The following is a 13,056-nucleotide window of genomic DNA, read 5'->3' as shown; positions in this document are numbered from 1 at the left end:
TCTTATGCCTGGCAAGATCAGACAGTACTTCAGGGACAAGAAAGACGATGTGCAGGATTACACCGGCGGTAGCGGTGTTATTGGCAAGTTGGTGGTTGCCTTGCTGGTGGTCTACCTGCTGATTGCGATGGTTCTGGGTATCTACTGGAGCAGTGAGCCAGATACCTTTTCTGTACGTGATCACACCCGTACGCTGGCAAGCACCATGGATAGGGAGCCGGTGACCGGTTTTGCCACCACCGCCACCATGATCCGTATTGCCGAGACCCTGCTGGATAAGCCCGGCGGTTATATTTCCAACGATATCGCGCCTCCCGGTCTGTGGATGGACAATATGCCGAACTGGGAATATGGCGTGCTGGTCCAGTTGCGGGATCTTTCCCGGGCGATGCGTAAGGATATCAGTCGTTCCCAGAGCCAGTCAGCGGAAGACCCGGATCTGACCATTGCCGAGCCCCAGTTCCACTTCGACAGTGAAAGCTGGGCCATTCCATCGACCGAGAACGAGTACCGGCGTGGTATCAATGCGCTCAAGCGCTATCTGAATCGCCTGTCCGATCCGGCCCAGGCGGACGCCCAGTTTTTTGCCCGGGCGGATAACCTGAACAACTGGCTGGCGGATCTGGAAACCCGGTTGGGTAGCCTGTCCCGCACGCTCAGCGAAAGCGTGGGCAAGGCGTCGGTGTCGGATGCCGTCGCTAATCTGAATCCGGATGATCCTCTGGCGGAAGAGACCGGTGGCGAGGATGTCAAAACCTCGTGGACCAAAATTGATGATGTCTTTTACGAGGCGCGAGGCAGTGCCTGGGCGTTGCTGCATATTTTCCGGGCGGTGGAAGTGGATTTCCGGAAAGTGTTGCAGGACAAGAACGCCATGGCGAGCGTCAAGCAGATCATTATCGAACTGGAGGGCACTCAGGCCTCCATGTGGAGTCCGGTGATTCTCAATGGCAGTGGTTTCGGTGTGCTGGCCAACCATTCGTTGACCATGGCGGCTTATCTGTCACGGGCCAATGCCGCAATCAGTGATATGCGGGACCTGTTGTCGCGGGGCTGATAAGCGCCCTCGGCTGAGCTTTGGCACAGGCACAAAAAAAGCCGGGCAGTCGTTAGACTGGCCCGGCTTTTTTATGGTCGAGGCGCAATCAGCCCTTGTAGGCGTTGATGGCGTCTTCGATAGCTTTCTTGGCGGCTGCAGCGTTGTCCCAGCCCTGCACTTTCACCCACTTGCCGGGCTCCAGAGTCTTGTAGTTCTCGAAGAAGTGACGGATCTGATCACGCAGCAGTTCCGGCAGGTCTTCGATTTCACGAACGTTGTGGTAGGTCTGGGTCAGCTTGTCGTGGGGCACGGCCACCAGTTTGGCATCACCACCGGCTTCGTCTTCCATGTTCAGTACGCCTACCGGGCGGCAACGAATAACCGAGCCAGCCTGCACCGGGTACGGGGTGACCACCAGGACGTCCAGTGGGTCGCCGTCGTCGGCCAGGGTGTGGGGGATGAAGCCGTAGTTGGCCGGGTAGAACATCGGAGTGGCCATGAAACGGTCAACCAGCAGGGCGCCCATGTCCTTGTCCAGTTCGTACTTGACCGGAGAGCTGTTGGCCGGGATTTCGATGGCAACGTAGATGTCTTCTGGCGGGTTCTTGCCAGCGGGGATGTTGTCGAATTGCATGTGCGATCCTTCCTGGTACGTTAGGGTTCGTTTAACTGCGTTTAAAAAGTGGGCGCAATTATACGGAAGTCTCTTGCCATTCGAAACTAAACCTTGGTCACAGCCTGATCTGTTTGGCAATCAGCTCCTTCATGATTTCCGTGGTGCCGCCGCCAATGGACAGAATCTTGGCATCCCGGTACAGCCGCTCCACCACCGACTCCCGCATATAGCCCATACCACCAAACAGCTGTACCGCCTCGCGGGTGACTTTTTCGCACACGTCCACGGCGAAGTTCTTGGCCATAGCCACCTGTTTAATGGGGTTTTTCCCGGCCTGCATCAGTGCGGCACAGCGGTAGGTGTATTCCCGGGCGATGTCGATCTGGGTGGCCATGTCAACGAGTTTGTGGCGGGTGACCTGAAAGCCGGCAACGGGGCGGCCGAAGGCCTGGCGTTGTCTGGTGTAATCCAGAGCGGCTTCGTAGGCGATCTGGGCGGTCATGTAGGCCATGACGGACAGGCTCAGGCGTTCAGCCAGGAAGTTGCTCATGATGGCGATAAAGCCGGCGTTTTCGGCGCCGATCAGGCGGTCGGCCGGTACCCGGCAGTCCTCGAAGAAGAGCTCGGCGGTGTCGCTGGCCCACCAGCCCATTTTCCGGAGTTTGTTGCCGGTGGTGAAGCCTGGTGTGCCTTTGTCGATCAGCAACAGGCTGATGCCGCCGTGGCCTTCGCCCCCGGTGCGCACGGCGACGGTGTAATGGTCGGCGCGGATGCCGCTGGTGATGAAGGTTTTGCTCCCGTTGACGATGTAGTGGTCGCCGTCTTTTACGGCACGGGTTTTCAGGTTGGCGACGTCGGAGCCGCCACCGGGTTCGGTCACGGCCAGGGCGGCGATTTTGTCGCCGCGTAGGACGGGCGGCACGATCTGTTCGCGAATGTCTTGTTTTGCCCACTTGGCCACCGGCGGCAGGCCGATATCCAGGGAGCCGATACTGGCCACGAAGCCGCCAGAGGTGGATCGCATCAGTTCCTCGGAAACTGCGACTTTCATAAAGATATCGCCTTCACCGATGCCGCCCAGAGTTTCAGGGAAGCCGATGCCCAGGAGTCCGGCGTCGCCGGCGAGTTTATAGATTTCACGGGGGAATTCACCGGCTTCTTCCCAGTCGTCAATATGGGGCCGCACGTGGGTCTCGATGAATTTCCGGGCGGTTTGGCGCACCTGTTCATGGGTTTCGTTGAAGTAGTCAGACACGGATTGGCTCCCTGTGTTCTTGTTTTGCGATGAGGTGAGTGTCGCGCAATCCCGGCCACCAAGCAAGCGCTTGGTTTGGGTTTGTTCCGGCAATAAAAAAGCTGGCCCGAATGGCCAGCTTGTCAGGCGGAGTGCCTTACAGGGGTTTATGCACCGCGGGCAATGCTTTTCACCCCGTCACGTGTGCCGAGTAGCAGCAGGTCGGCCGGGCGGCGGGCGAACAGTCCGTTGGTGACCACGCCGACAATGTTATTGAGCTTTTCTTCCACCACCAGCGGGCGGGAGATATCCATGTTGTGGATGTCGATGATGATGTTGCCGTTGTCGGTGACAAAGCCATCCCGGTAAACCGGATCGCCCCCGAGTTTTACAATCTCGCGGCCGACATGGCTGCGGGCCATGGGGATAACTTCCACGGGCAGCGGGAATTCGCCCAGGATGCCGACTTGCTTGGACTCATCGGCGATGCAGATAAAGGTCTTGGCGACGGCGGCCACAATCTTTTCCCGGGTCAGGGCACCGCCACCGCCCTTGATCAGTTCCAGGCTCTCGTTGGTTTCGTCGGCACCGTCGACGTAAAACTCGATTTCGTTAACGGCGTTGAGGTCGTATACCGGGATGCCGTGCTTTTTCAGTCGTTCGGCGGTTGCCTCGGAGCTTGCGACGGCGCCGTCGAAGTCGTTGCGGTATTCCGCCAGGTAGTCGATGAAAAAGTTGGCGGTGCTGCCGGTGCCCACCCCGACAATGCTGCTCGGTTCCAGGTGAGGGGCGATGTGATCCACTGCAGCTTTGGCAACGGCTTGTTTCAGTTCGTCCTGGGTCATGGGGGGCTCCCGGAGGTTTGCGTTGAATTTGGGCGCTATTATACGCCTGCAGCAACTCTGCTTATAGACGGCAAGCGTGCAAACTTTCTACACTGTGGGTTTTTCCTGATCACTCACCAGCAACCGGAACCATCATGCCGCAACGCTATATCAAGAAGATACTCGATGCGCGCGTCTACGACGTGGCCATCGAAACACCCCTGACTGAAGCCCGTAGTCTTTCCAAGCGCTTTGGCAACAATATTATGCTCAAGCGTGAAGACCTTCAGCCGGTGTTTTCCTTCAAGATTCGCGGCGCCTACAACCGGATTGCTCAGTTGTCGGAAGAACAAAAGGCCAAGGGGGTTATCTGCGCTTCTGCCGGCAATCATGCCCAGGGCGTGGCTCTGGCCGCAAAGAAGCTGGGCATCAAAGCCGTTATTGTGATGCCTCAGACGACGCCGGAGATCAAGGTACGCTCAGTTCGTGACCACGGCGCCAGAGTGGTTCTCAAGGGCGATGCTTTTGATGAGGCGGCAGCCCACGCACAGGAGCTGATCCAGAAACACGGCTACACCTACATCCCTCCCTACGACGACCCGGATGTGATCGCCGGTCAGGGCACTGTAGCCATGGAAATCATGTGGCAGTTCAGCAAGCCGATTCATGCCATCTTCATCTGTGTCGGTGGCGGCGGGCTGATTGCCGGCATGGCGGCCTATATCAAGTATCTGCGCCCGGAAATCAAAGTGATTGGTGTGGAGCCGGAAGACTCCAACTGTCTGCAGGCGGCCATGAAGGCCGGTGAGCGTGTGGTGCTGGATGAGGTGGGCATCTTCGCCGATGGCGTGGCGGTCAAACAGATCGGTGAGTATCCCTGGGAAATCTGCAAGGATCACGTGGATGAAGTGATCACAGTGTCCACGGATGAGATCTGTGCGGCCATCAAGGATGTGTTTGAAGATACTCGCTCCATTGCCGAACCGGCAGGTGCTCTGGGTGTAGCGGGTATCAAGAAGTACATCGCGAGGGAAAAGATCGAGGATGAAAACCTGATTGCCACCCTCAGTGGTGCCAACATGAACTTCGACCGACTGCGCTATGTGTCCGAGCGCACCGAAGTGGGAGAGAAGCGCGAGGCGATTCTGGCGGTAACGATCCCGGAGAAGCCGGGCGCGTTCAAAACGTTCATCAATGCGCTGCACAAGCGTAGCATCACCGAGTTTAATTACCGCTATGCGGATGCTCAGAACGCCACCATTTTCGTGGGAATCCAGATTGCCGCTGGCGGACATGGCCGGGAAGAACTGGTGCAGGATCTTCGGGAAAGCGGGTACTCGGTGGTTGACCTTACCGACAGCGACCTGGCCAAGCAGCATATTCGTCATATGGTCGGGGGCCATGCACCGACGATTACCAATGAAAAGGTGTTCCAGTTTGAATTTCCCGAGCGCCCGGGAGCTTTGCTGAAGTTCCTGATGTCGCTGGGAACGCGCTGGAATATTTCCATGTTCCACTACCGCAATCATGGTGCGGCCTACAGCCGGGTGCTATTGGGCGCGCAGGTTGAGGACAATGAGGTGGCGGACTTTGAGGGCATGCTCGACAAGGTCGGTTTTCGTTATGAAAACATGACTGACAACGAGGCCTATCGGCTGTTTTTGGGAGCAGGCAACGGGCGTTCCACCTGAGGGTGGAACGCTACAACTCTTACATAACGGTAATCTGTCAAAAATTGTAAAAATCAAGTTACGTGTTAGTCTTTCGTCTAATTCTGCGAATCAGTAATAGTTGTCTGATTTTCCTGCCAATTGAATGAAAGAATAACGGGAATCCAAGAAATGGGGAGCAAGCCTGACATCATTCGTGCCATTGTGCTCATCTTTGCTGTCGGCCTTGTGATTACGGGTTTTACGTCCATTCAGGCGTCTGAGGACAAGCGTGCCGACCGCGAAGCATCTGCAGTAGGCTATGTTCTGTCTGCCAATCAGGGTCTGAAACGGTAACAACGCTTATCCGTTACCACACCGTGTAAAGGCACATCCCAGGGCTCAATTGGCAACTGTTCCACGCGCTGAAAATCGTGGGCCAGGCCAACCAGCTTTGGTGCCATGCAGGGCCTGATTCGGCTGAACGCGAAGGTTCGGTCGTAGAAGCCGCCGCCCATACCCAGTCGCCCTCCGGTTTCGTCAAACCCTACCAATGGAAACAGCACTGCATCCAGTGCCCAGGCCGGCTTGCGTCTTGAGCGCGGGAACGGGGGTTCTGGAATGCCGAAGCGGTTTGCCGTCAGTTGCACTCCATCATAATAGGGGCTGAAAACCAGCTTGCCCGGGTAGATCGGGTGCAGAATGGGCAGGTAGAACCGGATGCCTTTTTTGCGAGCCAGATCAATGTACAGGGACGGGTCAATTTCGCCGTCGTTGGCCAGGTAGATGCCAATGTGGCGGGCTCGGTGCAGGTCGGGGTGCCTCAGCAGGTTAAGGGCGAGACGTTCGGAAGCTTGCCGCTGTTCTTCAAACGACAGGCTTCTCCGTTTCTGGCGAAGAGTTTGGCGGAGCTGGCGGCGTGAGGCCCGATCATTGCCGGCGTCAAACGTCCTTGCTTGATGATGCGGATTCAAGATGGCGATTACCTGCTGCTGCGTCGTGAATTTGGCCTATGTTGTATCACATCAATAACGCCCCGTTAAAATTCTGCTAGTCTGCAGTCCGTTGTTTTTCAGAGGCTGTATTCTGCCATGGATTTCCCCCGATACGCTCGCCTGTTGCTTCCTGCGGTTTTGATTGTTGCTTTGTCTGGTTGCGCGACCGGATCCCCCGAGGTTTACCAAGTGGGTGTTCGTGCGTTGGCTTCTGCTGAATATTCCGGTGCCCGCCACCATCTCCAGAGTTACCTTGACGCTGAGACCGAGAGTTATGAAAGCAGTCGGGCGCGCTATGAACTGGCTCGCTTGACGTATCTTGGCCTGGGCGGGCCAGCGGATGAGCGGGTAGCTGCCGAGTTGCTGGAGCGAGAGCTTCAGAAACCGTTTTCGGTCTACGAGCGCGAAGCGCGGCATTTGTTGGCCGAGATCTATCGGCGAGGGCAGGCAGAGAACCGTGATGTGTCCAGGTCGTTAGTGCTTCTCCGTGCGGCGGACTATCCGCGAGCCTTGATTGATCTCGCGATGATCTATTGGTCCGGGGAGCTGGCCGAGCAGGATCGCAAACAGGCGGTGGCACTGATTCCCGAAATCGGTGAGGTAGATAATGCTTCGAATCTGTTTCATCACCGGGCTCTGGCTGAATACTGCGGCCCCGACACCCGGGACAGGGTGCCTGCCTGGGCCTGTCTGGATGAGGAGGCCGAGTTTATTCTCCAGAGTGCAGACGAGGTATGGCGTGCAAGTCGTCCGGACAACGATGCAGGCACCATGCGCTTCCTGGCTACATTGTATCCGGCCCTGGTGGATCCCAGTGCGCAACGCCGGGTAGCGTGGTACCGGTATGCCGGAGATAAAGGCAGCGCCCGCGCCCAGTACATGATAGCCCAAATATACGGAGCGCCAGATTCACCTTGGTTTAACCCTGCCGAAGCAGAGCAATGGCTGCAACGGTCGGCCGATCAGAACTACCCGAAAGCACTGCTGGCCCGAGGTGTGGCACTGGCTCGCGGACAGCAGCGTTCCGAGGCTGATTATCTTGAGGCGCTGGATCAACTGGAGCGTGCGGCCGACCGGGGCGAGAAAGAGGCGAATCTCTGGTTGGCTCACCTGTATCTGAATCCCGAAGACGGGCGCTCGATGCAGGTGGGTCTGGCCGTTGCGCGTCTTGAACAGATAGAGCGAGAAGACGATCGGGCCAAGCACTTGCTGGCCGATATCTATCTCTCGAGCCTGCCGGGTATGGCCGAAGAACAGCATCGCCGAGCCTTGGATCTGTTGGAAAGCATGGCTTACCGGGATGCGGAGGCGGCCTACAAACTTGGTGCGATCTACAGTCAGGGGCTGGCCAGTATTCCGCCCAGTCTGGTGGATGCTGTAGGTTGGTTGAGGCGCGCCGCTGATAAGGGCCACCTGCCCGCACAGCTGCTTTTGGCGCGAGAGTTGCAGCAGGATGGCCGGGATGAGAGCGCTGCGAAAGCTCGCGAGCGGTTTGTATTTATGCCGGTTGCCGATGTGCCGAATAATCTGCGTCAAGCTGTCTCAAATGCGCGCTATAGACAGGCAATGTATTACGCCGGTCAGGCTGATGTTCATGCAGAAGAAGTTCGACAGCTTCTGGAGAGGGCGGCGGAGGAGGAGAACATGGCCGCCCTGGCGTACCTCGGGCTGATGTACTACCGGGGTGAGCAGGTGGCCCCGGATGATGAGCTGGCCTATCAGTACCTGGAACGCTGGGATTCGCTGTATCAGCAACGAAAGGATCAGGCCAGGTCGGACGACTCAGTGTGGTCTGGACTGTTGTTCGATGAGCGGTTCGGTAACCAGGAGGTTCAGGACGCTTTGCTGCACTTGAGATTCAGGAAGTCGCAATCGGAGTAACGGTGAAAAGCTTCCCGGGCTGCCGTTATCGGATGTAGCCCTTGAACCCAGAAGTTCAAGGTCGGTGGCCGCTGTGACATATTAGGCTTTCCCCCTTGGGGGACATGCTCACAATGCCCTGAAGTAGCCACCTGGGTAATGCGCATCGGCTCGAGGACGTACCCGACCAGCGAACAGCCCAGGAAGTTGGTTCCATTATACGGGCAGGGCCGGGGAGGATTGCAACCCCGTTTCCGGATTCTTTCCGGATCAGTTGCCCGAAGGCTCTCCCAGTGCTTCATCAAGCCGGTTATCCATGGCACGCAGGATGCTGCTGGTGGCGTCCGACATGGTGTCGCGCTCCAGCAGTTCATGGGTGATGTTCAGGGCGGCCATTACGGCAATGCGCTCGGTACCGAATACCTTGCCGCTGGAGCGGATTTCACGCATTTTGGTGTCCAGATGCCGGGCCGCACGCAGCAGGGCTTCCTGCTCTTCCTGCGGACAGGCCACCAGGTATTCCTTGTCGAGAATCCTGACTTCCACGGTGGTTGGGGTCTGTGACATCAGTGGTGCTCCAGTGCCCGAAGACGGCCGATCATGGCTTCAATCTTGTTTTTGGCAAGATCGTTTTTGTGCATTAGCTGGGCCCGTTCCCGGTTCCAGTCGTCCTGCAGCTCCCTTAGCAGGGCGTTGTCTTTCTCCAGCTTGTCGCAGCGCTCGATCAGCTTGTCCAGCTTGTCCGCTAATGCCTGTACTTCGGACTGTTCCATGACCTGCCCAACATCGGTGATTTTGATGAGAGTTACTATAAGTGCGCGCGCCAGACCGGTCAATTTACCGCATTGTCATGGCGTGCCCGCCGTGAGGCCTGTCACCTTTTGCGTCAGTTCAGCTGGAATCCTGTGCCCCGAACCCCTGTTGTCGGCCTGCTCGCCAGGTGTTCAGTGCGGGCAGGGCGGACACTGCCAACGCAGAGAGCGGCACTGCCATCAGTAACAGCCACTCCTCCCGGGCCAGCGGCCGAAGCCGGATTTGCAGTCCGTAGTGTTCCAGTAGCCAGGGGCTGAGGCCGGCGATGGCGGCAGCGCCGAGCAGCAGGGCGAACAGGCAACTGGCCAGGGCAAGCCCGACGCACTCCAGGCTGTACAGGCCGGCAATCAGCCCCGGTGAAGCTCCGGTCGCTCGCAAAACGGCAATCTCCCGTTGCCGCTGGGCTTGCAGGGTGAGCAAAACCGCAATCAGTCCCACCAGGCTGGTGATCACGACAAAGCCGCTGATGCCCAGCAGGGCTTTTTCAAATTGCCCCATCATCCGCCAGAGCTCGCTCAGGGCCACACCCGGCAGGATGGCCGACAGAGGTTCCTCGCGGGCCTGGTTCAGCTCCCGTTGAACCTGGAAGGTGAGGATCGGGCGGTCCAGGCCAATGAACACGGCGGTGATGGTGTCCGGTGTGTAGTCCCGGTTGCGTGCCTGGTCGGCCGACAGGGTCCGGCCCGGGATGGCCACGCCGGATTCCCAGCCCACATGCATGGCTTCCATGGCTTCAAGGCTGATGTAAACCGCCTGGTCGACGGGCGTGCCGGTTGGCGCGAGAATGCCGGATACCCTGAATGGCAGGTCCTTGTGATTCGAGAAGCTGGTGCGGCCACCGCCATGGGAAAGGACCAGGTCGTCGTTCAGTTTATGGTCAAGCTGCCGTGCCACGCCGGCGCCGATCACCACGTCAAACAGGTCAGAAAACCAGTCTCCGCTCGCCAGTGTCAGCGGTTGGTCGTTGCCATAGCGGAAGCGGGCCAGGAACTGCTCGTTGGTGCTGACAACCCGAAAGCCGCGGTAGCTGTCGCCCAGGGAAATAGGTATCAGCCAGTCGATGCGGCTGTCCTCAGTCATGGACTGATAGGTGGACCAGCGAATGTTGTTGGTGGCATCACCGATGTGGAACACCGTGTAAAGCAGCAGATTCAGTTGGCCACTGCGGGCCCCTACGATAAGGTCGGTGCCGCTGATGGTGCTGGTGAATGACTGTCGGATTTCTGTGCGCAGGTACTGGATGCCAAGCAGCAGGGTTACGCTCAGGGTCAGGGTCAGGCAAACGAGGGCCAGTACACGGCGCCGGTACCACAGGCTGGCGGCGGACAGGAAGATGGTGAGCTTGAGCTTGTTCATGGCGCCACCTCCAGGGCCATGCGATGATGAAAGTGCCCGGCCAGTGACTGATCATGGCTGACAAATACAACCGAGCTGTTACTGCACTCGGCCAGCGTTAGCAGTAGTTCAAGAAAGCGGTCCCGGTTGTCGCTATCCAGCGCGGACGTGGGCTCATCTGCAAGAATGATCTCCGGAGCACCGATCAGCGCGCGGGCGGCAGCCACCCTCTGCTGCTGGCCGATCGATAGCCGGGTCACTCCCTGGTGCCAGTGGCTTTGCGGAATGCCCAGTTGTGTCAGCAGGTGTTGGGCAGCTTCGGTGGCGGAGGGTAACGCGCGCGAATGGCGCAGATTTGATAGCCGGCAAGGCAAAAGTGCATTGGCCATAGCGCTCAGATAGGGCACCAGGTTGAACTGCTGGAAGATGACGCCCATATGATCGGCGCGCAGTCGATCCCGGGCGCCGGCCTTCATGGTGGTCAGTTCCTGATTCAGCAGCTGAAGGCTGCCACGGCTGGGCGTGTGCATGCCTGCGAGCAGTCCCAACAGCGTACTTTTACCAGTACCACTGGGGCCGTGCAGGAACAGGTGTTCACCGCGTGTCAGCTGAATATCGGGGAAGGCCAGTTCCCGAGCCTGGTTTTGCCATCGGAAGTGCAGATTCCGGGTTCGGATGGCCAGAGTGTCCGGGCGGGAACTGTCCGGCGGTTGTCGTGTCTCGCTGTTCATATCCGTATCGTGCTCGCCGTTGTATGATGGCGCCGGTTGCTGATCTGGTTTTTTGGAGAATCCGTGTTGATGTTCACTGATGTTCTGTTCCGCAAGTCGCTTGCCTGCCTTGGACTGGGCTTGTTGTTATTGGTTTCCCTGGCGGTCCGTGCCGAGCCCCGGGAGATCGACTGGCTTGAGTTAATGCCTGCGGAAGATCTGGCGCTGCTCGAGACTATGCCGGAAATCGAACATGAGGGCGATGGCCCGCCCCTGTTGCCGGACGAAATCATGACCGGGCGGGTGGTTCCGGAAATGGGCAACGTCGAGGGCCGGATTCCGGGCTTCGTGGTACCGCTGAAAACCACGGAGGATATGCGCATTCTCGAGTTCTTCCTGGTGCCCTACTACGGCGCCTGCATCCATGTGCCACCACCACCCCCAAACCAGATCATCCACGTAAAATACCATGAAGGGTTTACCCTGGAGGCTCTATACGACCCTGTCTGGATCGAGGGGGAGCTGGTGATTGAGCGAACCGAGAATGATCTCGGCACCTCCTCCTATTCCATGGTGGCGCAGTCGGTAGAACCTTACACCGAGTAACGGGTCAGCGGCCAACCCGGAATTGCTGGTCGCCGGCTTCCAGTCTTGTGGCGCCCTGGCCTTCAGGGCCGATCCACTGAACATCCAGGTGTTCCAGTGCCGGAAAGTGCTTCACCAGCGGTGTGGTCAGTGTCTGGTGTTCGGCAAGTCCGTCGCAGGTCAGTGATTGGGTAATCTCGATATCGCTGTGGTTGTTTGCTTGCCCGTGATCGTGATCGTGGTCATGGTGTTCGTGCGCATGGTCACTGTGATGACGGGTCGCCTCGGGCCACGAGCTGTGAAAGCTGGCATCTTCCACGTTGCAGTTGCCATCCTCAGTGTTAATCAGAGGGGTCGACATCAGCCACTGCTCCAGATCCGCCAGTTGCTGATGCTGTTGCTCTGTGCGTGGCTCGTGCTCGAAGCCAAGCAGATTGTATGCGGGTGAGCGAACAAAGACATCGGCGGTGTTGGCGTCTATGGCTACCTGGAGTTCCGCGTGGCCATGTTGATGGGCGCTGGGGTTGTTGGCCGCGCCCGCGGTCAGCGGAGCCAGTACGGCGCTTGCCAGTGCCACGGTCATGAGAGGCATAACGTTTCTGCGCATCGGGTCATCCTGTCCATATTTGATATGTTATAACATTTTTGTCTGGTGTGAAGATAAAAGCAACCCCGTGTGCCCGGGTATTCGTGCCAGGATTTCCCCAGAATGCTAGGATACGGTATTCGTCGGGGCACCGCCCCAGCGCGTATCTGAACGTACACCACCGATTTAAGGAAACGGCAGCTTCATGTCCGAAACCGATACCTCCGCCGCCCGTGCGGCTGAATTTGAACGCTGGGCCAACGTGTTTACCGCGCACAAGGCGTTCAGCCACCCCTCTGAGCTGCATGGCGTGCTCTGTGGCCGGCTGGCGGCAGGCTCCCGTATTGACGAGCCCGAGTGGCTGGCTATGGTTTGCGAACACATGGGGCTGGCTGATGAAGCGGCTGAAGAGTCGGATGACCTCGCCCCCTTTATGAACAGCGCCTACGGTAAAACGCTCAAGCAATTGCAGTCCACCGACATGAGTTTTCAGCCGTTGTTGCCAGATGACGACTATGCCATCGAACAACGACTGGAAGCCCTGGTGGCCTGGGTTCGAGGATTTCTGGAAGGCATGGCGCTGGCGGCCGGCGCTTCCCTTGGCCAGGCTCCGGATGAGATCCGGGAGCTGATCGAGGATATGGTGGCCATCAGCCAGCTGTCGGAGGACGAAGAACCCGACGACGAAAGTGAACAGCAACTGCTTGAAATTACCGAGTACGTGCGCCTTGGCGCGCTGGCGGTGTTCACCGAGTTCAATGAGCCGGAGAAGCCGGCAGGCGATTCGCCCACCCTGCACTGATCAGGAGC

Annotated in this window: 15 protein-coding genes and 1 other RNA gene; 6 read left to right on the top strand and 10 right to left on the bottom strand. The window is 58.2% G+C overall.

Going from position 1 to position 13,056, the window contains the following annotated elements:
* Positions 1 to 4: 4 nt before the first annotated feature.
* Positions 5 to 1,057 carry a DUF2333 family protein gene (locus Q675_RS28845; RefSeq protein ID WP_011786852.1) on the top strand — a complete coding sequence of 351 codons (1,053 nt, stop codon included), beginning with the start codon at positions 5 to 7 and terminating at the stop codon, positions 1,055 to 1,057.
* Positions 1,058 to 1,145: 88 nt separating this feature from the next.
* Here Q675_RS28845 and ppa read toward each other — a convergent pair whose 3' ends face one another.
* From ppa to rpiA, 3 genes are all read right to left on the bottom strand, one after another.
* Complete coding sequence (ppa, locus tag Q675_RS28840; RefSeq protein WP_014422707.1) at positions 1,146 to 1,673, bottom strand: inorganic diphosphatase; 528 nt, start codon at positions 1,671 to 1,673, stop codon at positions 1,146 to 1,148.
* A 97-nt stretch (positions 1,674 to 1,770) separates the two neighbouring features.
* Positions 1,771 to 2,910 (bottom strand): acyl-CoA dehydrogenase family protein, encoded by a 1,140-nt coding sequence (locus tag Q675_RS28835; RefSeq protein WP_014422706.1) that lies wholly within the window; start codon positions 2,908 to 2,910, stop codon positions 1,771 to 1,773.
* 146 nt (positions 2,911 to 3,056) lie between these two features.
* Entirely contained in the window at positions 3,057 to 3,734 is a 678-nt protein-coding gene (gene rpiA, locus Q675_RS28830) for a ribose-5-phosphate isomerase RpiA (RefSeq protein WP_011786849.1), read from the bottom strand.
* Positions 3,735 to 3,868: 134 nt separating this feature from the next.
* Here rpiA and ilvA point away from each other — a divergent pair, with 134 nt between their 5' ends.
* Complete coding sequence (gene ilvA, locus Q675_RS28825; protein ID WP_014422705.1) at positions 3,869 to 5,404, top strand: threonine ammonia-lyase, biosynthetic; 1,536 nt, start codon at positions 3,869 to 3,871, stop codon at positions 5,402 to 5,404.
* Positions 5,405 to 5,554: 150 nt separating this feature from the next.
* A complete protein-coding gene (locus Q675_RS38305; protein ID WP_022993092.1) occupies positions 5,555 to 5,719 on the top strand; it encodes a hypothetical protein in 165 nt (54 codons plus the stop codon).
* Here Q675_RS38305 and Q675_RS28820 read toward each other — a convergent pair.
* Positions 5,701 to 6,336 (bottom strand): 5-formyltetrahydrofolate cyclo-ligase, encoded by a 636-nt coding sequence (locus tag Q675_RS28820; RefSeq protein ID WP_023011256.1) that lies wholly within the window; start codon positions 6,334 to 6,336, stop codon positions 5,701 to 5,703. The two genes, Q675_RS38305 and Q675_RS28820, sit on opposite strands and share 19 nt — an antisense overlap.
* Before the next feature lie 117 nt (positions 6,337 to 6,453).
* Here Q675_RS28820 and Q675_RS28815 point away from each other — a divergent pair, with 117 nt between their 5' ends.
* On the top strand, positions 6,454 to 8,238 hold the full coding sequence (locus Q675_RS28815) for an SEL1-like repeat protein (protein ID WP_081698864.1): 1,785 nt from the start codon (positions 6,454 to 6,456) through the stop codon (positions 8,236 to 8,238).
* Positions 8,239 to 8,245: 7 nt separating this feature from the next.
* Here Q675_RS28815 and ssrS read toward each other — a convergent pair.
* The 5 genes from ssrS to Q675_RS28800 form a co-directional block, all read right to left on the bottom strand.
* Positions 8,246 to 8,426: non-coding RNA, 6S RNA (gene ssrS / locus Q675_RS37875), on the bottom strand.
* A gap of 61 nt (positions 8,427 to 8,487) precedes the next feature.
* On the bottom strand, positions 8,488 to 8,784 hold the full coding sequence (locus Q675_RS28810) for a cell division protein ZapA (RefSeq protein ID WP_011786846.1): 297 nt from the start codon (positions 8,782 to 8,784) through the stop codon (positions 8,488 to 8,490).
* Positions 8,784 to 8,990, bottom strand: coding sequence for a TIGR02449 family protein (locus tag Q675_RS0119160; RefSeq protein WP_011786845.1), 207 nt, complete (start codon positions 8,988 to 8,990; stop codon positions 8,784 to 8,786). Before Q675_RS0119160 ends, Q675_RS28810 begins: the two co-directional genes overlap by 1 nt.
* Positions 8,991 to 9,108: 118 nt before the next feature.
* Complete coding sequence (locus Q675_RS28805) at positions 9,109 to 10,386, bottom strand: ABC transporter permease (RefSeq protein WP_022993088.1); 1,278 nt, start codon at positions 10,384 to 10,386, stop codon at positions 9,109 to 9,111.
* Positions 10,383 to 11,096 (bottom strand): ABC transporter ATP-binding protein, encoded by a 714-nt coding sequence (locus Q675_RS28800; protein ID WP_023011254.1) that lies wholly within the window; start codon positions 11,094 to 11,096, stop codon positions 10,383 to 10,385. Before Q675_RS28800 ends, Q675_RS28805 begins: the two co-directional genes overlap by 4 nt.
* A gap of 69 nt (positions 11,097 to 11,165) precedes the next feature.
* On the opposite strand from Q675_RS28800, the gene Q675_RS28795 reads away from it, so the two are divergent.
* Positions 11,166 to 11,681 (top strand): DUF3299 domain-containing protein, encoded by a 516-nt coding sequence (locus Q675_RS28795; protein ID WP_031211356.1) that lies wholly within the window; start codon positions 11,166 to 11,168, stop codon positions 11,679 to 11,681.
* A gap of 4 nt (positions 11,682 to 11,685) precedes the next feature.
* Here Q675_RS28795 and Q675_RS28790 read toward each other — a convergent pair whose 3' ends face one another.
* Positions 11,686 to 12,267 (bottom strand): ZrgA family zinc uptake protein, encoded by a 582-nt coding sequence (locus Q675_RS28790; protein ID WP_023011252.1) that lies wholly within the window; start codon positions 12,265 to 12,267, stop codon positions 11,686 to 11,688.
* A 184-nt stretch (positions 12,268 to 12,451) separates the two neighbouring features.
* Here Q675_RS28790 and Q675_RS28785 point away from each other — a divergent pair, with 184 nt between their 5' ends.
* Positions 12,452 to 13,048, top strand: coding sequence for a UPF0149 family protein (locus Q675_RS28785; protein ID WP_023011251.1), 597 nt, complete (start codon positions 12,452 to 12,454; stop codon positions 13,046 to 13,048).
* Positions 13,049 to 13,056: the final 8 nt, after the last annotated feature.

Source organism: Marinobacter sp. EN3 (assembly GCF_000475315.1).
In the GTDB taxonomy this organism is placed as follows: domain Bacteria; phylum Pseudomonadota; class Gammaproteobacteria; order Pseudomonadales; family Oleiphilaceae; genus Marinobacter; species Marinobacter nauticus.
This window is presented reverse-complemented; position numbering and strand designations above follow the sequence as displayed.